Source organism: Cupriavidus sp. FW305-3-2-15-C-LB2 (genome assembly GCF_058787575.1).
Window position 1 is genome coordinate 20,551 of sequence record NZ_JBYSZW010000018.1, and the last position, 18,921, is coordinate 39,471.

Annotated in this window: 20 protein-coding genes; 5 read left to right on the forward strand and 15 right to left on the reverse strand. The window is 67.8% G+C overall.

The features are described 5' to 3' along the window. Positions 1-57: 57 nt before the first annotated feature. On the reverse strand, positions 58-1,011 hold the full coding sequence (locus tag AC3WRR_RS15165; RefSeq protein ID WP_176844247.1) for a methyltransferase domain-containing protein: 954 nt from the start codon (positions 1,009-1,011) through the stop codon (positions 58-60). Here AC3WRR_RS15165 and AC3WRR_RS15170 point away from each other — a divergent pair. Continuing rightward, positions 1,000-1,857 carry a ComF family protein gene (locus tag AC3WRR_RS15170; protein ID WP_011614464.1) on the forward strand — a complete coding sequence of 286 codons (858 nt, stop codon included), beginning with the start codon at positions 1,000-1,002 and terminating at the stop codon, positions 1,855-1,857. The genes AC3WRR_RS15165 and AC3WRR_RS15170 overlap by 12 nt on opposite strands. A gap of 83 nt (positions 1,858-1,940) precedes the next feature. Then, positions 1,941-2,411, forward strand: coding sequence for a tRNA (uridine(34)/cytosine(34)/5-carboxymethylaminomethyluridine(34)-2'-O)-methyltransferase TrmL (gene trmL, locus AC3WRR_RS15175; protein WP_011614463.1), 471 nt, complete (start codon positions 1,941-1,943; stop codon positions 2,409-2,411). A gap of 16 nt (positions 2,412-2,427) precedes the next feature. Here the strand turns inward: trmL and AC3WRR_RS15180 are convergent, their stop codons facing one another. The 5 genes from AC3WRR_RS15180 to AC3WRR_RS15200 all read right to left on the reverse strand — a co-directional run bounded on the left by AC3WRR_RS15180 (position 2,428) and on the right by AC3WRR_RS15200 (position 6,026). Beyond that, complete coding sequence (locus AC3WRR_RS15180) at positions 2,428-3,405, reverse strand: Bug family tripartite tricarboxylate transporter substrate binding protein (protein ID WP_010814826.1); 978 nt, start codon at positions 3,403-3,405, stop codon at positions 2,428-2,430. 36 nt (positions 3,406-3,441) lie between these two features. Further along, positions 3,442-4,458: an NAD(P)H-dependent glycerol-3-phosphate dehydrogenase gene (locus tag AC3WRR_RS15185; RefSeq protein ID WP_492297360.1), complete on the reverse strand. Its 1,017-nt coding sequence runs from the start codon at positions 4,456-4,458 to the stop codon at positions 3,442-3,444. A 93-nt stretch (positions 4,459-4,551) separates the two neighbouring features. After that, entirely contained in the window at positions 4,552-5,070 is a 519-nt protein-coding gene (gene secB / locus AC3WRR_RS15190) for a protein-export chaperone SecB (RefSeq protein WP_010814828.1), read from the reverse strand. Positions 5,071-5,269: 199 nt separating this feature from the next. Beyond that, positions 5,270-5,527, reverse strand: coding sequence for a glutaredoxin 3 (gene grxC / locus AC3WRR_RS15195; RefSeq protein ID WP_010814829.1), 258 nt, complete (start codon positions 5,525-5,527; stop codon positions 5,270-5,272). 85 nt (positions 5,528-5,612) lie between these two features. Then, a complete protein-coding gene (locus AC3WRR_RS15200) occupies positions 5,613-6,026 on the reverse strand; it encodes a rhodanese-like domain-containing protein (protein ID WP_010814830.1) in 414 nt (137 codons plus the stop codon). A 187-nt stretch (positions 6,027-6,213) separates the two neighbouring features. Here AC3WRR_RS15200 and gpmA point away from each other — a divergent pair, with 187 nt between their 5' ends. From gpmA to AC3WRR_RS15215, 3 genes are all read left to right on the forward strand, one after another. Further along, positions 6,214-6,960 (forward strand): 2,3-diphosphoglycerate-dependent phosphoglycerate mutase, encoded by a 747-nt coding sequence (gene gpmA, locus AC3WRR_RS15205; protein WP_010814831.1) that lies wholly within the window; start codon positions 6,214-6,216, stop codon positions 6,958-6,960. A 179-nt stretch (positions 6,961-7,139) separates the two neighbouring features. Further along, positions 7,140-8,747: a S41 family peptidase gene (locus AC3WRR_RS15210; protein WP_010814832.1), complete on the forward strand. Its 1,608-nt coding sequence runs from the start codon at positions 7,140-7,142 to the stop codon at positions 8,745-8,747. Between the two features lie 263 nt (positions 8,748-9,010). Further along, positions 9,011-9,775 carry a HesA/MoeB/ThiF family protein gene (locus AC3WRR_RS15215; RefSeq protein ID WP_010814833.1) on the forward strand — a complete coding sequence of 255 codons (765 nt, stop codon included), beginning with the start codon at positions 9,011-9,013 and terminating at the stop codon, positions 9,773-9,775. A gap of 9 nt (positions 9,776-9,784) precedes the next feature. Here the strand turns inward: AC3WRR_RS15215 and mnmH are convergent, their stop codons facing one another. From mnmH to amt, 9 genes are all read right to left on the reverse strand, one after another. Next, complete coding sequence (gene mnmH, locus AC3WRR_RS15220; protein ID WP_010814834.1) at positions 9,785-10,888, reverse strand: tRNA 2-selenouridine(34) synthase MnmH; 1,104 nt, start codon at positions 10,886-10,888, stop codon at positions 9,785-9,787. Positions 10,889-11,079: 191 nt separating this feature from the next. Beyond that, a complete protein-coding gene (gene bfr, locus AC3WRR_RS15225; RefSeq protein WP_010814835.1) occupies positions 11,080-11,559 on the reverse strand; it encodes a bacterioferritin in 480 nt (159 codons plus the stop codon). Positions 11,560-11,684: 125 nt separating this feature from the next. Beyond that, the gene (locus AC3WRR_RS15230; RefSeq protein WP_010814836.1) at positions 11,685-11,990 is read right to left on the reverse strand and encodes a (2Fe-2S)-binding protein; all 306 of its coding nucleotides are present in this window, start codon (positions 11,988-11,990) and stop codon (positions 11,685-11,687) included. Between the two features lie 214 nt (positions 11,991-12,204). After that, entirely contained in the window at positions 12,205-13,965 is a 1,761-nt protein-coding gene (ptsP, locus tag AC3WRR_RS15235; RefSeq protein ID WP_010814837.1) for a phosphoenolpyruvate--protein phosphotransferase, read from the reverse strand. Between the two features lie 49 nt (positions 13,966-14,014). Beyond that, a complete protein-coding gene (locus AC3WRR_RS15240; protein ID WP_010814838.1) occupies positions 14,015-14,284 on the reverse strand; it encodes an HPr family phosphocarrier protein in 270 nt (89 codons plus the stop codon). Next, complete coding sequence (locus AC3WRR_RS15245) at positions 14,253-14,708, reverse strand: PTS sugar transporter subunit IIA (protein WP_010814839.1); 456 nt, start codon at positions 14,706-14,708, stop codon at positions 14,253-14,255. The genes AC3WRR_RS15240 and AC3WRR_RS15245 overlap by 32 nt, the downstream gene beginning before the upstream one ends. A gap of 68 nt (positions 14,709-14,776) precedes the next feature. Then, positions 14,777-15,730, reverse strand: coding sequence for a glutathione synthase (gene gshB, locus AC3WRR_RS15250; protein WP_010814840.1), 954 nt, complete (start codon positions 15,728-15,730; stop codon positions 14,777-14,779). Positions 15,731-15,738: 8 nt separating this feature from the next. Next, a complete protein-coding gene (gshA, locus tag AC3WRR_RS15255) occupies positions 15,739-17,034 on the reverse strand; it encodes a glutamate--cysteine ligase (protein ID WP_011614459.1) in 1,296 nt (431 codons plus the stop codon). Positions 17,035-17,586: 552 nt separating this feature from the next. Next, positions 17,587-18,921: ammonium transporter (amt, locus tag AC3WRR_RS15260; RefSeq protein WP_492297362.1), on the reverse strand; the 1,335-nt coding region annotated here is incomplete at its 5' end.

The following is an 18,921-nucleotide window of genomic DNA, read 5'->3' on the forward strand; positions in this document are numbered from 1 at the left end:
CCGCCGCGCCGGCGCTATGTTTGCGGCAATCCAGCACCGGCGCAAGTTAACTCTGTTTTAACTTGTCCGACGCGGCCTTGCACGGCCGATCTGGTCCAGCGGCACCACCGCGCGGCCCTGGTCGTCGAGCGCCTGGCCGCCACGCGGGGCCAGCTTCCAGGCGTGGCCGTAGACGATCTCGAAGGTCAGCGGGATCACGCCGTCGGCGTTGCGCCGCCGCTCCAGCGCCTGCGCCAGCGCCTGGTACCAGGCGCGGCCGCGCAGGCCCTGCGGCAGCGACCCGACCGGCCCGCGCAGGCCGCCGAAGGCCTGCACCTCGCGCAGCAGCGTGGCGGGGGACTCGTAGGTCACGGTCAGCGTCTCCATGTCCATCACCGGGGTGGACCAGCCGCTGTGCACCAGCATGTCGCCGATATCGTGCATGTCGACAAAGCGCAACGTATGGGGTGCCTGGTCGACTTCGGCAAACGCCGCGCGCAGCTCCTTCAGGGTGTCCGGGCCGAACAGCGAGAACAGCACCAGCCCTTCGTCGCGCGCCACGCGGTGCCACTCCGGGAACACGCGGTGCGGCTCCGGATGCCAGTGCAGCGCCAGGTTGGACCACAGCAGGTCGAAGCTCGCGGGCGCAAAAGGCAGTGTGGCAAGATCGCCCTGGACCAGGTCAAAGAGCGGCCGCTTGCCCAGCATGCGGCCGATCCAGCCGGGCCGGCGCTGCGGGTCGCGCTGGCCGGCCTCGGCCAGCATCGCGCCGGAGATGTCCAGTCCGGCAATCTGCGCATCCGGGAAGCGCGCGCGCAGCCCGGCCAGGCCCTGGCCGTGGCCGCAGCCGATATCCAGCGCGCGCTGCGGCGCCAGGCGGATCACTTCCATGCGCTCCTGCATGCGGCGGCCGATCTCGCCCAGCAGGAAGTCCAGCTGGCCGAAGCCCCGGCTGCGCCGGTCGAAGGCGAGCCGGGTCAGGCGCGCGGGCGGCAGGAAGGCATCGGGGGAATCAGCGGCATGCAGGGACACGGGCAGACAGGGCAGCAAGAAAACCAGGAACCGGCGCGGGGACAGATACAGGATCAGGCCCGAGCGCCGGATGAATGCGGCCGCCGCGCCCGATGGGCCGCGGCCGGACGGCAAGTATACGCGCGCGCCGCGCTGGCTGCCGGCGCCGCCGGCAAGGCGCTGGCCGGAGCCGCCGAACTGCTGCTGCCAAGCGCCTGCGCGCTGTGCGGCGCGGTGCAGCGGCAGGTGGTCTGCGCGCCCTGTGCCGCCGACTTGCTGCGCCCGGTGCGGCGCTGCCCCGCCTGCGCGCTGGCGCAGGGGCGCCACTTCCACTGCCCGGCCTGCGCGGCATCGCCCCCGGCCTACGACCAAGCCCACACGCTGGGCGACTACGCTTCGCCGCAGGACCAGCTGGTGCTGGCGCTCAAGTTCGGCCACGCCCTGCCGCTGGCGGGTTGGCTCGCGGCCAGGCTGGCCGCGGGACTGCAGGGGGCCTGGGCCCGACAGCCCGCGCCCGACCTGCTGGCGCCGATCCCGCTGTCGCCACAGCGGCTGGCCGCGCGCGGCTTCAACCAGGCCTGGGAAATCGCGCGGCCGCTGGCGCGCCACCTGGGCCTGCGCGCCGACCCGGTGCTGCTGCAGCGCCAGCGCGACACCGGCAGCCAGCGTGCGCTGGACCTGGCCGCCCGTCAGGTGAACCTGCGCGGCGCCTTCAGGCTGGCGCGCGCCGCGCGGCTGGACGGCATGCACGTGGCGCTGGTAGACGATGTGATGACCTCCGGCGCCACCCTGCACGAGGCCGCCGGCGTGCTCAAGGCGCATGGCGCGGCCCGCGTCAGCGTGATCGTCGCGCTGCGCACGCCGTAGCTTTGGATGACAGTGGCCGGTGCGCGCGGTAAGCTGCGCACCGTTCTGACGAAGGGCGCAGTGCGCCCGCCATCCCCCGCATCATGTTCAACGTCGTCCTGGTCGAACCGGAAATCCCGCCCAATACCGGCAATGTGATCCGCCTGTGCGCCAACACCGGAGCGCAGCTGCACCTGGTCAAACCCCTGGGTTTTCCGCTGGAAGACGCGCGCATGCGCCGCGCGGGACTGGATTACCACGAGTACGCCACCATGCGCGTGCATGAAAGCTGGGACGCGCTGATGGCCAGCGAGCAGCCCGACCCGGCGCGCATGTTCGCGCTGACCACGCGCGGCTCGACACCGTTCGGCGAGGTGGCGTTCCGCCCCGGGGACTGGTTCGTGTTCGGTTCCGAAACACGCGGGCTATCGCCGGAGCGGCGCGACTGGTTCCCGCCCGCGCAGCGCATCCGGCTGCCGATGCGGCCCGACAACCGCAGCCTGAACCTGTCGAACACGGTCGCCGTGGTGGTGTTCGAGGCGTGGCGCCAGAACGGGTTCGAAGGCGGCAGCTGAGCCGCCCGGCCAGCGCCTACTCCGGCTGCACGCCGGCGGCGCGGATCACCTTGTCCCAGCGCGCCTTCTCGCTCACCATGGTCTGGCGCAGCGAGGCCGGCGCGGTGCCGGCCGGCACGAAATACTGCGCGCGCATCTTGTCGCGCACGTCGGCGCTGCCGATGATCGCCACCAGCTCGCGGTAGAGCCGGTCGATCACAGCCTGCGGCGTGCCCGCCGGCGCCAGCACCGCCTGCCAGGAAATCGCCTCGAAGCCCGGGTAGCCGGATTCCGCCACTGTCGGCACCGACGGCAACACCGCCGTGCGCCCCGTCGTGGTCACGGCCAGCACGCGCAGCTTGCCCGCGTTGACCTGCGGCATCGCGATCGCCGGCACCATGAAACCCGCCTGCACCTGCCCGCCCACCATCGCCGTGGTGATCTGCGGGAAGCCGGGGTATGGCACGTGCTGCAGGTCGATGCCCGCCATCGCCTTGAGTTGCTCCATCGCCAGGTGCGAGGCACTGCCGTTGCCGGGCGAGCCATAGTTCAACTCACCCGGCTTGGCCCGTGCCAGCGCGACGAACTCGCGCAGGTTGTGCACCGGCAGGCGTGCATCCACCACCAGCACGTTGGGCGAGGTCGCCACCAGCGTGACCGGCGCCAACTGGCGGAACGGGTCGTAGTTCAGGTTGCGCGACAGCGTCGGCGCGGTCACCAGCGGGCCGTTGATGGTGAACAGCAGGGTGTAGCCATCCGGAGCGGCGCGCGCCACCATGCCGGTGCCGATATTGCCGCCGGCGCCGGGACGGTTTTCCACCACCACCGGCTGGCCCAGCGCGGCGGCCAGCTTTTCGGTCACGATGCGCGCGATCAGGTCGGGCGATGAGCCCGGCGGGAACGGCACCACCATGCGGATCGGCCGCGCGGGCCAGGGTTGGGCGAAGACGCCGCCGGAAGTCCCGGCGGCGCAGGCGGCAGCCAGCGCGATCAGCGCTTGTCGTCGTGTGGGCATGCGGTGCGGAGGATCAGAACTTGGATACGCGAGTCATCATTCGTCGCGCGCGTCGCGCTGCAGGAGCTGCGCCACCGCATCGGCGGCGCTCAGCCCGTCGAACAGCACCGCGCAGACCGCGCGGGCGATCGGCATCTCGACACCGTAAGCCGAGGCTAGCTCTGCCACAGCCTGGGCGCAGCGCACGCCCTCGGCGACGTGGCCCAGACCGGCCAGGATCTGCTCCAGGCTCTGCCCCGCCGCCAGCTGCTGGCCGACCTTGCGGTTGCGCGACAGGTCGCCGGTGGCGGTCAGGATCAGGTCGCCCACGCCGGCCAGGCCCATGAAGGTCTCGACCCGGCCGCCCAGCGCCAGCCCCAGGCGCGTCATCTCGGCCAGCCCGCGCGTCACCAGCGCGGCGCGCGCGTTCAGGCCCAGGCCCAGCCCGTCGCTGGCGCCGGTGGCAATGGCCAGCACGTTCTTGACCGCACCGCCGACTTCCACGCCGATCAGGTCGTCGCTGCCGTAGATGCGCATCGCATGATGGTGGAAGGCCGCCTGCGCGCGTTCGGCCAGCGACGGCTCGTTGCCTGCCACGGTCAGCGCGCACGGCAGCCCCAGCGCCACCTCGCGCGCGAAGCTGGGGCCGGTCAGCACGCCGTAGGCAAAGCCCTCGGTGCGCCCGGCGGCGTCGAGTTCGGCCCGCACCATCTGGTGCGGCAGCAGGTGGGTGCCGGACTCGAAGCCCTTGCACAGCCACAGCATCGACACCGGCCTGGCGCCGCGCGCGGCCAGCCGGCGCGTCATCTCGCGCAGGCCCGCCACCGGCGTGGCCACCACCACGATGCCGTCGGCATCGTCGGCGGCATGCGCCACGGCCTGCTCGAAGTCTGCCTGCACCGCCAGCCTCTCGGACAGCGTCACGCCGGGCAGGTAGGCGGCGTTCTCACGCGTGGCCGCGATGGCCGCGAGTTGCGCGGGGTCGCGCCCCCACAGCACCACGTCATTGGCGGCCGCGGCATGGCTGGCGAGGGCGGTGCCCCAGGCACCGGCACCGAGGAAGGTCAGTTTCATGGCAGCTTGATCCGAGGATGGACGCAGTCGATGGTAGCCCAAAGGCAAAACGGGGCCGCAGCCCCGTTTCGATGATGGCTCAGGACGCCGGAATCAGTGGCGGGCCTGGCTGCCGTCGGGCATCACGATGCCGCTGTTGCCGCCTTCGGCACCCTGGGCTTCTTCCATGGCGGCCTGCAGGCGTTGCTCATACAGCGCCTGGAAGTTGATTTCCGACAGGTGGATGGCCTGGAAGCCGGCGCGGGTGATCACGTCAGCGATATTGCCGCGCAGGTACGGGTACAGGATGGTCGGGCAGGCGATGCCCAGCAGCGGGTCCAGCTGCTCCACCGGCACGTTGCGGATATCGAAGATGCCGGCCTGGTGCGCTTCCACCAGGAAGGCAACCTTGTCCTGCACCTTGGTCGTCACGGTGCCCGTCACCACCACCTCGAAGATCCCTTCCTGCAGCTGCGAAGCGCCGACGTTGACCTGCACTTCCACCGACGGGGCTTCCGATTCCAGGAAGATGCCGGGCGAATTGGGCTGCTCCAGCGACATGTCTTTCAGGTAGACGCGCTGGATGTTGAAGAAGGGTTGATCGTCCTGCTGGGTGTTTTGCTGGTCGCTCATGAAAGGCTTCCGGGAGGATGGGCTGGTGTGCATCGGGCGCGGCGGCCGCAATCCTTGCATCGTGCAAGGCTGGCCGGTGCCCGCTTGAAAAACGCATATGGTACATGACGCGGGTGGCGAATTCACCCGCGCCGGGGGTAAGCCGGAACCAGCGCGGCGCGGAATCAGACGATTCCGCGCCAGCGCCGGCGCAACCGGCTCAGGCGGCCAGCAGCGGCACCAGGCCGCCCTGGCGGTCCAGCGCCGAGAGGTCGTCGAAGCCACCCACGTGGGTCTCGTCGATGTAGATCTGCGGCACGGTGCGGCGACCGGTACGGGCCATCATCTCTTCACGCTTGCCGGGTTCGCGGTCGATCAGGACCTTCTCGATCGTTTCCACGCCCCTGGACTTGAGCAGGCGTTCAGCCATCAGGCAATACGGGCACACCACGGTGCTGTACATGACGACACGGGCCATGCGGGTTCTCCTTGAATGCAATGCGCGCGCGGCCCGGCCTGGCCGGGGGCGCGCCTTGTGACGGATACGGCGGTGCTGCCCGGGATTACTTCACCAGCGGCAGGCCTGCCTGCTGCCAGGCGGCGATGCCGCCCTCGAGCGCGTAGATCTCACTGTAACCGGCTTCCTTCAACGCTGCCTGGGCCTTGCCCGAGCGCTGGCCGGTCTGGCACACGACGATGATGGGGGCAGCCTTGTCCTTTGCAAGGCCGGCCGCGCGCGAGGGCAGGTCGGCCAGCGGAGCGCTCTTGGCTTGCGGCAGGTGACCCTTGGCATACTCGGCGGGCTCGCGGATGTCGACCACGACCGCGCCGCGCTTGTTGATCAGCTGGGTCGCGGTGGCCGTATTGACGGTCTTGCCGCGGGTGCTGCGCGAGATCGCGGGCCAGGCCAGCAGGCCGCCCGAGACCACGGCAAGGGCGATCAGAGCGAGGTTGTTGTAGTCGGCGAAGAAATTCACGTTGGCATTCCGGTAGGTTGGGTCGGCGGCATTATAAAATACGCGGTTTGGCGTCCAGGCCCTGCCGTCGCATGGCCATCCGCCATTGTCGCCTGTCTGAGACATGGGATGTCCACAAGGAACCCATCAGCCCTTCCAGGTGACGGCGCGGACGCATGCAGGTTACCTACTCTCTGGAAGCAGCAGCATGTACAAGCTCGTCCTCATCCGCCACGGCGAATCCACGTGGAACCTTGAAAACCGCTTTACCGGCTGGGTCGACGTCGACCTGACCGAAACCGGCGCCGACCAGGCGCGCCAGGCCGGCAAGCTGCTCAAGGATGCCGGCCTGGGCTTTGACGTGGCCTATACCTCGGTGCTCAAGCGTGCCATCCGCACGCTGTGGCATGTGCAGGATGAAATGGACCTGATGTGGATCCCGGTGCGCAACGAATGGCGCCTGAACGAGCGCCACTACGGCGCGCTGGCCGGCCTGAACAAGGCAGAAACGGCCGCCAAGTTCGGCGACGAGCAGGTGCTGGTGTGGCGCCGCAGCTATGACACGCCGCCGCCCGCGCTGGAGCCCACCGATCCGCGTGCCTCGTACGACGATCCGCGCTACGCCAATGTGCCGCGCAATGAAATCCCGCTGACCGAATGCCTGAAGGACACCGTGGCCCGCGTGATGCCGCTGTGGAACGAATCCATTGCCCCCGACATCCAATCGGGCAAGCGCGTGGTCATTGCCGCCCATGGCAACAGCATCCGCGCGCTGGTGAAATACCTGGACCAGATCTCGGATGACGATATCGTCGGACTCAATATCCCCAACGGCACCCCGCTCGTCTATGAGCTGGACGCCGACCTGCGCCCCCTGCGCCACTACTACCTGGGTGACCAGGACGCCATCGCCGCCTCGCTGGCGGCCGTGGCCAGCCAGGGCAAGGCACGCTGAAGCCCGCCCGGGTGGCCGCGCGCGGATGTGCGGCCGCCCACCCTGAGCCGGGACGGGACAGGCCCTTTTCACCACTCGCACTTATACTGTCCGACAAACCGCCCGGCGCCGGGCGGCCGCAGCCGGCATAATCCCCATACCGTACACCAGTACTTCGAGTACACGTTCAGGCAGCCCTCATGCGCAAGACCCTCAAGAACATCAGCCTGGTTTCTGTCGGCCTCGTCGCCGGCGTGCTCGCCACGCTGCAGATTTCGGCGACCGCCCAGAATTCATCGGGGCCCTTGCCGCTTGACCAGCTGCGGCTGATGGCCGATATCTTCGGGCAGATCAAGCGCGAGTACGTGGAGCCGGTCGATGACAAGAAGCTGCTGACCGAAGCCATCAAGGGCATGGTCGCCAGCCTCGACCCGCATTCGTCCTATCTCGACGAGAAAGACTTCAAGGAACTGCAAGAAGGCACGCGCGGACGCTTCGCCGGCCTGGGCATCGAGATCTCGCAGGAAGAAGGCCTGGTCAAGGTGATCAACCCGATCGAGGACACCCCTGCCTTCCGCGCCGGCATCCAGCCGGGCGACCTGATCACCCGCATCGACGACAAGCCCGTGCGCGGCCTGCCGCTGGAGCAGGCGGTCAAGCGCATGCGCGGCGAGCCCGGCACCAAGGTCACGCTGACCATCTACCGCAAGAGCGAGGAACGCACCTTCCCGGTCTCGATCACGCGCGCCGAGATCCGCGTGCAGTCGGTCAAGGCCAAGATGCTGGACAACAATATCGGCTGGATCCGCCTGACCAGCTTCCAGGAACGCACCATCGCCGACCTGTCCCGCAAGCTGGCCGAACTGGCGCAGAAGAACCCCAACATGAAGGGCCTGGTGCTGGACCTGCGCAACAACGGCGGCGGCGTGCTGCAGGGCGCGGTCGGCGTGGCCGCGGCCTTCCTGCCGGAAGACGCCACGGTGGTGTCCACCAACGGCCAGGTGCCCGATGCCAAGCGCGTGTACAAGGCGACGTACAACAACTACCGCCTGTCGTCGCTCGAAGACGATCCGCTCAAGGACCTGCCCGCGCTCTACAAGAAGATCCCGATGGTGGTGCTGACCAACGCCTACTCGGCCTCGGCCTCCGAGATCGTGGCGGGCGCGCTGCAGGATCATCACCGCGCGCAGATCATGGGCAAGACCACCTTCGGCAAGGGCTCGGTGCAGACCGTGCGCCCGCTGACCAACGACACCGGCATCAAGCTGACCATCGCGTACTACTACACGCCGAGCGGCAAGTCGATCCAGGCCAAGGGCATCCGTCCGGACATCCCGGTCGACCAGAACCCCGAAGGCGATCCGGACGACGCGCTGATCACGCGCGAAATCGACACCGAGCGCCACCTGCACAACAAGCAGGAATCGGAACAGCCGGAAATGACCGAGCGCGAGCAGCGCCGCGTGGACGAACTGCGCCGCCTGGAAGAAGAGAACGCGAAGAAGACGCCGGAAGAGCGCGAGAAGGACCGCCGCAAGAAGCCGGTTGAATTCGGTACGGCCGACGACTTCATGCTGCAGCAGGCCATCGCCCAGCTCAACGGCCAGCCGGTCAAGCGCTCCAAGTCGAAGCTGGAAACCAATCCGCCGGCCGACAACGGCAAGGCGGCCAAGCCCTCGGGCAAGAGCGGCGCCAAGGGCGCCAGCGCACCGGCAGCCAAGCCGGCGGCGCCGGCCCCCGGCAAGCAGCCGCCGGCCAGCGCTCCGATCGGCGAGCCGCTGGGCACGCCGACGGGCAAGGCACCCTGAGAGCCTGGGGCTTTGTTCAGGCTGCCGGTTTGCTCCCCTCTCCCGCTTGCGGGAGAGGGGCAGGGGGAGAGGGCAGGAGCGTCAAAGGCTGAGGGCGGTGGGTTAACACCGTTGGCTCCGGGTGATGTGGCTCCTAGCTAAACCACCCCTCACCCCAACCCTCTCCCCATGAGGGGAGAGGGAGAACACCTTGCTTGGGCTAGCTCGGGCGGCTTTGGAGCACCCAAAACCGCCCTCCCCTTCAGCACTCGAGGGATTACCTCATGAGCGACGACGGCCTCAACGACGAACAACTGCTGCGCTACTCGCGCCACATCCTGCTGGACGAGCTCGGCATCGAGGGCCAGCGGCGCCTGCTTGCCGGCCATGCGCTGGTGATCGGTGCCGGCGGCCTGGGCGCGGCCGCGCTGCCCTTCCTGGCCTCGGCCGGGGTGGGCCGCATCACGGTGGTCGACGACGATGAAGTCGACCTGACCAACCTGCAGCGCCAGATCATCCACACCACCGCCAACGTGGGCCGGCCCAAGGTGGATTCGGCGCGCGAAGGCATGCTGCGCATCAACCCGGGGCTGGAGATCGTGACGGTGCCCGCGCGCGTGGGCGATGCAGAGCTTGCCCAGCTCGTCGCCAGCGCCGACGTGGTGCTCGATTGCTGCGACAACTTCGCTACGCGCCAGGCAGTCAACCGCGCCTGCGTGCGCCACAAGGTGCCGCTGGTGTCAGGCGCGGCGCTGCGCTTCGATGGCCAGATCAGCGTGTTCGACCGGCGCCAGCCCGACGCGCCCTGCTACGCCTGCCTGTTCCCGCCGGCCGAACCCGCGCCGGAAGTGGCCTGCGCCACCATGGGCGTGTTCGCGCCGCTGGTCGGCATGGTCGGCACCGTGCAGGCGGCCGAGGCGCTCAAGCTGCTCGCGGGTGTCGGCGAGAGCCTGGCGGGCCGGCTGCTGATGGTCAATGCGCTGTCGATGGAATGGACCACGATGCGGCTGGCACGCACGCCGGATTGCCCGGTCTGCGCCGGGCACTGAATCGGCAGACTAGCCCCGCTGCGCCGTGTGCGCCCGCAGCCAGTCGGTGACTGCGGCGCGGTCACCGCGAAAGACGATGCGCGCCTCGCGCTGTTCGCGCTGGAAGGCGTACATCGGATCGTAGTACTCGCGCAGCAGCACTTCGATCCAGCCGCGGTGCAGATCCACTTCGCCCCGCTCCGCCTGCTGCGCCAGCGCCTGGTCCAGCAACGCCGACAGCTTGCCGTAGCGGGCACCGCCCAGCCGCGGCGAGATCCCGGCCATGGCCTCGCGCAGGCGCGTGGCGTAGGCTTCGAAGCCTTCCGTGCTGCCCTTCTCGGCAATGAACTCCGCCGCCAGCCCCTGCACATAGTCGCGCAGCACGCGCTCCACGCGTTCGTCGAACGACGCTTCCAGCCACACCAGCGGGCTGGCCTGCATGCGCTGCGTCAGCACCTGCGGCACGTCGCGGCTGCCGATAAAGCGGCCCTCGTCCTCCACCAGCAGCGCACGCCAGCCTGCGTCAATATGCCGCAGCACGTCGATGGCCAGCGCGTTCTCGAAATCGATCTGCGGCGGCTGCGCCAGCGCGCGCCGGCCGAAGGCCGAGCCGCGGTGCCGCGCATGGCCTTCGAGGTCGATCGCGGCGGGCACGTCGGCCAGCACATCGGTCTTGCCGCTGCCGGTCAGGCCGCCCAGCACAAACCATTGCTGCTCGGCCGCCGCGGCATCGGTGGTCTCGATCAGGAAGCCGCGCATGGCCTTGTAGCCGCCGGTCACGCGGGGGTAATCGACACCGGCCGCATGCAGCCATTGCTGCACCAGCTGCGAGCGCAGCCCGCCGCGGAAGCAATACAGGTAGCCGTCCGGATGCGCGCGCGCAAACTCCGCCCAGGCTGCGATCCGCGCGGCCTTGCGCAGCCCGGACACCAGCTGGTGGCCAAGTTCGATTGCCGCCTGCTGGCCCTTCTGCGCATAGCACAGGCCCACCTCGTGGCGCTCGGCATCATCCATCAGCGGCAGGTTGACCGCGCCGGGGAAGGCCCCGCGCGCGAATTCCAGCGGCGCGCGCACGTCAAGCATGGCCACGCCGCTGAGGAACAGGGTGCGGAAGTCCGCGGTGTCAGGGCGCATCATTAATCGTAGGGTGAGATTTGCGCGGCGCCGTGGCGGGACAGGAGCCTTTGCCCGCCAGGGACGCCTGGATAAAGAACAGGAATCGGAATGAGAAGGGTTACTGCCTGCAGGCGAGCAACAAGGCGGAGCCGAACGGCGCCGCGCGCTGGGGCGGCCGCTCATCGAGAGCGCCCACGCCGGAAACCGGCTTATTGCTCGCCCGGCTCCATCTGCGACTGCAGGTAGTTCTGCAGCCCGACCTTGTCGATCAGGTCCAGCTGCGTTTCCAGGTATTCGATATGTTCCTCGGTATCGGTGAGTATATCGACCAGGATTTCGCGGCTGACGTAATCGCCTACGGATTCGCAGTAGGCGATGCCTTCCTTGACGGTGGCGTGCGCGGTCTGCTCCAGCTTCAGGTCGCACTTGAGCATCTCGGGCGTGTCTTCGCCGAGCAGCAGCTTGTGCAGATCCTGCAGGTTGGGCAGGCCGTCCAGCATCAGGATGCGCTCGATCAGGCGGTCGGCGTGCTTCATTTCGCCGATCGATTCCTTGTACTCCACGTCGCCGAGCTTCTTCAGGCCCCAGTGGCGATACATGCGGGCGTGCAGGAAATACTGGTTGATCGCGGTCAGCTCGTTCTTGAGCTGGGCGTTCAGATGCTGGATGACCTTCTTGTCACCTTTCATTGGCGGCTCCTGTTGCACCGGGCCCGCGCAAAAACACGAAACGGCGCCAATGGCGCCGTGCAGTCAGTGAAAAAGGAAAAAGCGCAAAAGCGCGCCGTGAACTGGTCTTCAGTTCATGGGCGCGTTCAGGCCACCAGCGCCTTGCGCTGGTCGTTCGCGACTGCCGGGTCCCGAGTGTCCATTATGGTACATGGGCCCGACGCGGAACAGGAAGAAATCTCCACAACCTGGATGTTGGCGAGGGTCGCAACGGTGACATTGCGCACCGCCGCCACGCCTTCCTGCAACACCTGGTGCGCGCACTCGCGGCAGCGGCCGCAGCAGGTGCCGACGCCAAGCGTTTCGGCCAGTTCGTCGAGGGTTTCGATGCCCAGGTGCGCAGCACCGTGAATCTCACGATCGGTGATCTGGTTGCAGATGCAGACGTACACAAGTCCCTCCGTTGGGGCGCGTGGCACCGGCATGCCACTGCGAATGAACGTCAGAATATCAGAGATCAATAATGATAACAATTCCCATTAAGCCACATTGGGCGAGGTCGGGTAGGCGCCACAGGATGCAAAAGGAAGGCGGCTGAGGCGGCACTTTCCGGCTTGCAGAAGTGCTGCACCAGCCGCCTTTCCGCATCAGAAAACCCTGATGGCTTCAGGGTCGTGCCAGCTGCCGCAGGGCGGCCGCCTGCTCCTCGGGATCGAAGGCCTGCAGGACCTGGTCGACCAGCGGCTCGAGCCGTTCGCAGTGGGCATGCAGGATCTCCTGCTTGACCCGCAGCAGCTGCGCCGGGTGCATCGAGAACTCGCGCAGCCCCATGCCCAGCAGCAGCCGGGTCATGGACGGGTCGCCCGCCATTTCGCCGCACACGGCCACCGGCACGCCGGCGCGGTTGGCCTCGCGGATGGTGCGCGCCACCAGCTGCAGCACCGCCGGGTGCAGCGGGTCGAACAGGTGCGCCACCGCGTTGTCGGCGCGATCGATGGCCAGCGTGTACTGGATCAGGTCGTTGGTGCCGATGGACAGGAAGTCCATCTTGCGCAGGAACAGCGGCAGCAGCAGCACCGCCGCCGGGATCTCGATCATGGCGCCGACCTTCATGCCCGGGTCATAGGCCTCGCCGCGCTCGTCGAGCTGGCGCTTGGCCTTGGCGATCAGCGCCAGGGTCTGGTCGATCTCGCTGGCATGCGCCAGCATCGGCACCAGCAGCCGCACCGGGCCGAAGGCCGAAGCCCGCAGCAGCGCGCGCAGCTGGGTCAGGAACATGCCCGGCTCGGACAGCGACCAGCGGATCGCGCGCAGGCCCAGCGCCGGGTTCAGCGCGGTCTCGAATTCATCGCCGCGGGCATCGAGCGGCTTGTCGGCGCCGATGTCGATGGTGCGGATAGTCACCGGCAGCCCGTGCATGGCATCGACCGCGCCGCGGTAGGCCTGGAACTGCTCGTCCTCGCCCGGCAACTCGTCGCGCCGGTTCATGAACAGGAATTCGGAACGGAACAGGCCCACGCCGACCGCGCCGGCCGCCAGCGCCGCGCCTGCGTCCTCGGCCATCTCGATATTGGCCAGCAGGTCGATTTCCAGCCCGTCCAGCGTCACCGCCGGGGTATGCCGCAGCCGCTGCAGGCGCTTCTTTTCCAGCGCGCGCTCGCTCTGCCGGTGGCGGTACTCTTCCAGGATGATGGCGGTCGGGTCGACGATCACCAGCCCGGCATCGCCGTCGATGATGATCCAGTCGTCCTGGCGGATCAGCTCGCTCGCGCTCTGCACGCCGACCGCGGCCGGGATGTCCAAGCTGCGCGCGACGATGGCGGTATGCGAGGTGCGTCCGCCCATGTCGGTGACGAAGCCGTGGAAGATGGTATGGCGGAACTGCAGCATGTCGGCCGGGGCGATATCGTGGGCCACCACGATCACCCCGGTCGCGGCCTCGCCGTCGGCGGCCAGCGCCGGCACCGGCGCGGGCACCAGCACCGGAGCCCCGGCGAGCGCCTTCAGGATGCGCTCGACCACCTGCCGGATATCGGTCTTGCGCTCGCGCAGGTATTCATCCTCGATCTCGTCGAACTGGCGCATCAGCTCTTCGAGGCGCGTGGTAAGTGCCCACTCTGCGTTGTAGCGGCGGCCCCGGATCAGGGCCTCGGGCTCGCGCGCCAGCGCCTCGTCGTCGAGGATCATCGCGTGCACGTCCAGGAATGCGCCCAGCTCCTCGGGCGCATCGCGCGGCAGGTCGCGCTTGAGCGCGGCCAGCTCCGCCCGCACCGCGGCGCGCGCTGCGCGCAGCCGTTCGACCTCGGCGTCGAGCTGGTCTTCATCGACCAGGTAGTGCGACACGTCCAGCGCCGCGGGCGCAAGCAGGTGCGCGCGCCCGATGGCGACGCCGCGCGAGACCGGGATGCCGTGCAGGGCGAAAGGCATGTACCGCTCCGTCAGGAACGTTTAAGAATTCGGGTCGAGGCCGCCGGCCTCACTCTCCCTCACCAAAGCGGTTGGCGATCAGCGCCAGCAGCGCGTCCATCGCCTCCTGCTCGTCGGGGCCGTCGGTCTCGAGGGTCACCGTCGAGCCGATCCCGGCGGCCAGCATCATGACGCCCATGATGCTCTTGGCGTCGACCTGGCGACCATTGCGGGACATCTTGACCTGGCTGACAAAGTTGCCGGCGAGCTGGGTCAGCTTGGCGGACGCGCGCGCATGCAGGCCGAGTTTATTGATGATGGTGGTGTCCCTCTGCAGCATATTTGTCGGGATGGTTTGCGGTTTGGTTCTGGACAGTCGTGGTGCCGACCTGCAGCACACCCTGCGAGCCGCCGGCCAGGGCCTTGGTGGCAAGCTGGTCGAGCTTTTCGCCGCGGTAGCAGATCGCGCGCACGAGCATGGGAAGGTTGACGCCGGCCAGCACCCGCACGCGGCCCGGCTCGGCCAGGCGTGCGGCGATATTGGCGGGGGTGGCGCCGAAGATATCGGTGAGGACCAGCGCGCCGTTGTCCTCGCAGATGGCCGCCAGCCGGCGCCTGGCCTCGGCCAGCACGACGGCGGGGTCGGCATCGGGAAGGACGTCGATGGATTCCAGCCGCTGCGGCTGGCCGCAGTAGACGTGGGCGGCGCAATCGCGCAGCGCCGAAGCCAGCGGGGTGTGCGCGATGATCAGAATGCCTGCCATGATGGTGAATCCGTTGGATTGCCCCGATTGTAGCAGGCGGCCCCCCGCGCTCCCGCTGCCGGCCAGGCTCAGCGCCCGGCCGCGTCCACGGCGTGCTCCAGCGCGTCGATGAACATCGCCGCGACATGGAAGCCGGTTTGCTGGGTGATCTCCTGGAAACAGGTCGGACTCGTCACATTGACCTCGGTCAGGTAGTCGCCGATGACGTCCAGGCCCACCAGCAGCAGGCCCTGCTCCCACAGCCCCGGCGCCAGGGCCTCGGCGATCTCGCGGTCGCGCGGGCTCAGTTCCTGCGCGCGGCCGGTGCCGCCGGCAGCCAGGTTGCCGCGCACCTCGCCGGCCATCGGCACGCGCGCCAGCGAATATGGCACCGGCACGCCGCCGATCAGCAGGATGCGCTTGTCGCCGTCCTTGATCGCCGGGATATAGCGCTGCACCATCAGCGTGCGGGCGCCGTCGTGGCCCAAAGTCTCGACGATCGCGGCCAGGTTCATGCCGTCCGCGCCGACGCGGAACACGCCCATGCCGCCCATGCCGTCGAGCGGCTTGACGATGATGTCGCGGTGCTCGGCGTGGAAGTCGCGGATGCGTGCCAGGTCGCGCGTAACCAGCGTCGGCGTGATGAATTCCGGGTACTGGGCAATCGCCAGCTTCTCGGAATGGTCGCGGATCGCGCGCGGCTTGTTGAACACGCGCGCGCCCTGCGCCTCGGCCAGCTCCAGCAGCCAGGTGCTGGTGACGTACTCCATGTCGAAGGGCGGGTCCTTGCGCATCAGCACCGCGTCGAATGCCGACAGCGGCTCCAGCGCGCTGTTGCCTTCGCGGTACCAGGCGTGGTCGTCGCCGGTCAGGTGCAGTCGCGTGGCCATGGTCTCGACCACACGGCCGGACAGGGTCAGTTGCGGCTGCAAGCACCAGTACAGCTCGTGGCCGCGCGCGGCGGCCTCGGTCATCATGGCGTAGGTGGAGTCCTTGTAGGTCTTGAAGGTCTCCAGCGGGTCAGTGATGAAGAGGATGCGCATGGGGCTCGTCACAGGATCGGGTTCGGGTCGGTTTTCTCGAGTTCCAGGGACGCCGCCAGCAGCGCCAATCGCGCCACCACGCCGTACATGTAGAACCGGTTAGGCACCGCCGCGCCGGGCTTGGCGTGGGAGTCGGGGATACCGTTGGGCGCAAACGCCAGCGGCACGAAATGCATGCCCGGCGCGTTCAGGTTCTCGTCGTTGCCGCGGCCCGTGTGCACGCGGTAGAAGCCGCCGACCACGTAGCGGTCGATCATGTACACCACCGGCTCAGCCACCGCTTCATTGACCTTCTCGAAGGTGTGCACGCCTTCCTGGATGATGACGTCGCTGACCTCAAGGCCTTCCTTGACGACGCTCATCTTGTTGCGCTCCTTCCGGTTCAGGCCCTTGACCTCGGACGGATCGCGCACGGTCATGATGCCCATGCCGTAGGTGCCGGCATCGGCCTTGACCACCACGTACGGGGTTTCCTTGATGCCGTACTCGCGGTACTTCTTGGCGATTTTCTTGAGCACGCCCTCGACCGCGTCGGCCAGTTCTTCCTCGCCCACGCGCTCGTGGAAGTCCACGCCGGAGCAGCGGGCGAAGTACGGGTTGACCATCCACTGGTCGATGTCGATCAGCTTGGCGAACTTCTTGGCCACCTCGTCATAGGCGGCAAAGTGGCTGCTCTTGCGGCGCGTGGACCAGCCGGCATGCAGCGGCGGCAGCAGGTACTGCTCGTTGATGTTTTCCAGGATCGGCGGGATGCCGGCCGACAGGTCGTTGTTCAGCAGGATCGAACAGGGGTCGAAGTCCTTCAGCCCCAGCCGGCGGCCCCTGGTGCCCAGGCGCGCGAGCGGCTCGACCACCAGGGTCTGGCCGTCCGGCAGCTCGATCGGGGTCGGTTCGGTGATTTCCTCGGAGAGCGAGCCCAGGCGCACGTTCAGGCCCGCCTGGCGCATGATCAGCGACAGCCGCGCCACGTTCTGCAGATAGAACATGTTGCGGGTATGCCGCTCGGGGATCAGCAGCAGGTTCTTGGCGTCCGGGCAGATCTTCTCGATCGCCGCCATCGCCGCCTGCACCGCCAGCGGCAGCATTTCCGGGGCCAGGTTGTTGAATCCGCCCGGGAACAGGTTGGTGTCGACCGGCGCCAGCTTGAAGCCGGCGTTGCGCAGGTCCACCGAGCAATAGAACGGAGGGGTATGCTCCTGCCATTCCAGCCTGAACCAGCGCTCGATGGACGGCGTGGCGTCCAGGATTTTCTTTTCCAGTTCGAGCAGCGGACCGTTCAGCGCGGTGATGAGATGCGGGACCATATCCATCCTATAAATCGTCGTCTTAATCGTTCGCCCCGATTGTAGAGGAACGGCCAACCAGGCGCTGGCACACCCCTTATAAGGATATGCATGGCCGGGCCTGAGGGATAACGATATGGGGATGGGCGGCGCGAAATAAAGAGCCGGCCGCACCGGCAAAAAAAAAGCGCGGCAATGCCGCGCTCTTAAATGGCCTGACAGATACGGGGAGCGTTCTGCAGGTGGAGGAAACTGCCTCACTGGCAATGTATGTGCCCCGCACATTAAAGACAATTGAAGCTTTTTAAGATCGGAGTTAAGCACTTTGCGAAAAGCCCGCGCAGCGCGCGGGGGGATCGCCAGCCAGCCCTTGCCGGCGCTCGGCTGGCGGGTTTTGCGAGGAAGCTCGGAAGTCCCCCCGAAGCATTCGCGGCACGCGTTGTTCGGCCATGGCTGACCGCCAAATGTATGCAATCTCAGGCAATGCCGGAAAGAAAAAAGCCCGGCACGCGGCCGGGCGAAAACTCCTGAGAGAAGATTCCCAATCAGCTCTCCAGCACAACACTTTTGCGCTCAGACTTCATACGCGGTCTCGCCGTGCGAGGTGATATCCAGGCCCTCGCGTTCTTCGTCTTCCGGCACCCGCAGGCCGATCAGCATGTCCACCAGCTTGTAGGCCACGAAGGCGACCACGCCGGACCACACCACGGTGGTCAGCACGCCTTCGAACTGGATCCACAGCTGGCCGGCGATCGAGTAGTCGTCCGCCACCTTGTTGGCCACGTAGTCGTAGATGCCCGTGCCGCCGAGGCTGGGCGCGGCAAACACGCCGGTCAGCAGCGCACCCACGATGCCGCCCACGCCGTGCACGCCGAACACATCCAGCGAGTCGTCCATGCCCAGCATGCGCTTCAGGCCGGTCACTCCCCACAGGCACAGCAGGCCGGCGATCAGGCCCATCACGATCGAGCCCATCGGGCCGACAAAGCCGGCCGCCGGGGTGATCGCCACCAGGCCAGCCACCGCGCCCGAGGCGCCGCCCAGCATCGACGGCTTGCCCTTGCCGATCCACTCGCCGAAGGTCCACGCCAGCACTGCTGCGCAGGTGGCCAGCAGCGTGTTGACGAAGGCCAGCGCGGCCGAGCCGTTGGCTTCCAGCGCCGAGCCGGCGTTGAAGCCGAACCAGCCGAACCACAGCAGCGAGGCACCCACCATGGTGAAGGTCAGGCTGTGCGGACGGATCGCCTCACGGCCGAAGCCGATGCGCTTGCCGAACATGTAGGCGCCCACCAGGCCGGCCACGGCCGCGTTGATGTGCACCACGGTGCCGCCGGCGAAGTCGAGCGCGCCCTTCTGGAACAGCCAGCCCGACTTGGCGGTCGCGGCGGCGCCGGCAGCAGCGTCGGTGTAGGCGTCCGGACCCGGCCAGAACCAGACCATGTGGGCCATCGGGATGTAGGAGAAGGTGAACCACAGCACCACGAACACCAGCACGGCCGAGAACTTGGCGCGTTCGGCGAAGGCGCCGATGATCAGGCCGCAGGTGATGCAGGCGAAGGCGCACTGGAAGGCGAAGTAGCCCAGTTCCGGCACCACCACGCCCTTGCTGAAGGTGGCGGCCACGGCCTCGACCGTCAGCCCCTTCATGAAGAGCCGGTCGGTGCCGCCGAAGAAGGCGTTGCCCTCGGTGAAGGCAAAGCTGTAGCCATAGATCGCCCACAGCAGCGCCACCAGCGAGAAGATCACCAGGCACTGCATCAGCACCGACAGCATGTTCTTGGAGCGCACCAGGCCGCCGTAGAACAGCGCCAGGCCGGGCAGCGTCATCAGGATCACGAAGGCGGTCGAGACCAGCAGCCAGGCGGTGTCGCCCTTGTTGGGCACCGGTGCGGCCGGCGCGGCGGCCCC

What these genes read in the sequence shown, in the direction of transcription:
- AC3WRR_RS15170 (WP_011614464.1), top strand. Translation starts at nt 1,000, where the DNA reads ATGCAGGGACACGGGCAGACAGGGCAGCAAGAAAACCAGGAACCGGCG.
- trmL (WP_011614463.1), top strand. Translation starts at nt 1,941, where the DNA reads ATGTTCAACGTCGTCCTGGTCGAACCGGAAATCCCGCCCAATACCGGC.
- AC3WRR_RS15180 (WP_010814826.1), bottom strand. Translation starts at nt 3,405, where the DNA reads ATGCCCACACGACGACAAGCGCTGATCGCGCTGGCTGCCGCCTGCGCC.
- AC3WRR_RS15185 (WP_492297360.1), bottom strand. Translation starts at nt 4,458, where the DNA reads ATGAAACTGACCTTCCTCGGTGCCGGTGCCTGGGGCACCGCCCTCGCC.
- secB (WP_010814828.1), bottom strand. Translation starts at nt 5,070, where the DNA reads ATGAGCGACCAGCAAAACACCCAGCAGGACGATCAACCCTTCTTCAAC.
- grxC (WP_010814829.1), bottom strand. Translation starts at nt 5,527, where the DNA reads ATGGCCCGTGTCGTCATGTACAGCACCGTGGTGTGCCCGTATTGCCTG.
- gpmA (WP_010814831.1), top strand. Translation starts at nt 6,214, where the DNA reads ATGTACAAGCTCGTCCTCATCCGCCACGGCGAATCCACGTGGAACCTT.
- AC3WRR_RS15210 (WP_010814832.1), top strand. Translation starts at nt 7,140, where the DNA reads ATGCGCAAGACCCTCAAGAACATCAGCCTGGTTTCTGTCGGCCTCGTC.
- AC3WRR_RS15215 (WP_010814833.1), top strand. Translation starts at nt 9,011, where the DNA reads ATGAGCGACGACGGCCTCAACGACGAACAACTGCTGCGCTACTCGCGC.
- mnmH (WP_010814834.1), bottom strand. Translation starts at nt 10,888, where the DNA reads ATGCGCCCTGACACCGCGGACTTCCGCACCCTGTTCCTCAGCGGCGTG.
- bfr (WP_010814835.1), bottom strand. Translation starts at nt 11,559, where the DNA reads ATGAAAGGTGACAAGAAGGTCATCCAGCATCTGAACGCCCAGCTCAAG.
- ptsP (WP_010814837.1), bottom strand. Translation starts at nt 13,965, where the DNA reads ATGCCTTTCGCCCTGCACGGCATCCCGGTCTCGCGCGGCGTCGCCATC.
- AC3WRR_RS15240 (WP_010814838.1), bottom strand. Translation starts at nt 14,284, where the DNA reads ATGCTGCAGAGGGACACCACCATCATCAATAAACTCGGCCTGCATGCG.
- AC3WRR_RS15245 (WP_010814839.1), bottom strand. Translation starts at nt 14,708, where the DNA reads ATGGCAGGCATTCTGATCATCGCGCACACCCCGCTGGCTTCGGCGCTG.
- gshB (WP_010814840.1), bottom strand. Translation starts at nt 15,730, where the DNA reads ATGCGCATCCTCTTCATCACTGACCCGCTGGAGACCTTCAAGACCTAC.
- gshA (WP_011614459.1), bottom strand. Translation starts at nt 17,034, where the DNA reads ATGGTCCCGCATCTCATCACCGCGCTGAACGGTCCGCTGCTCGAACTG.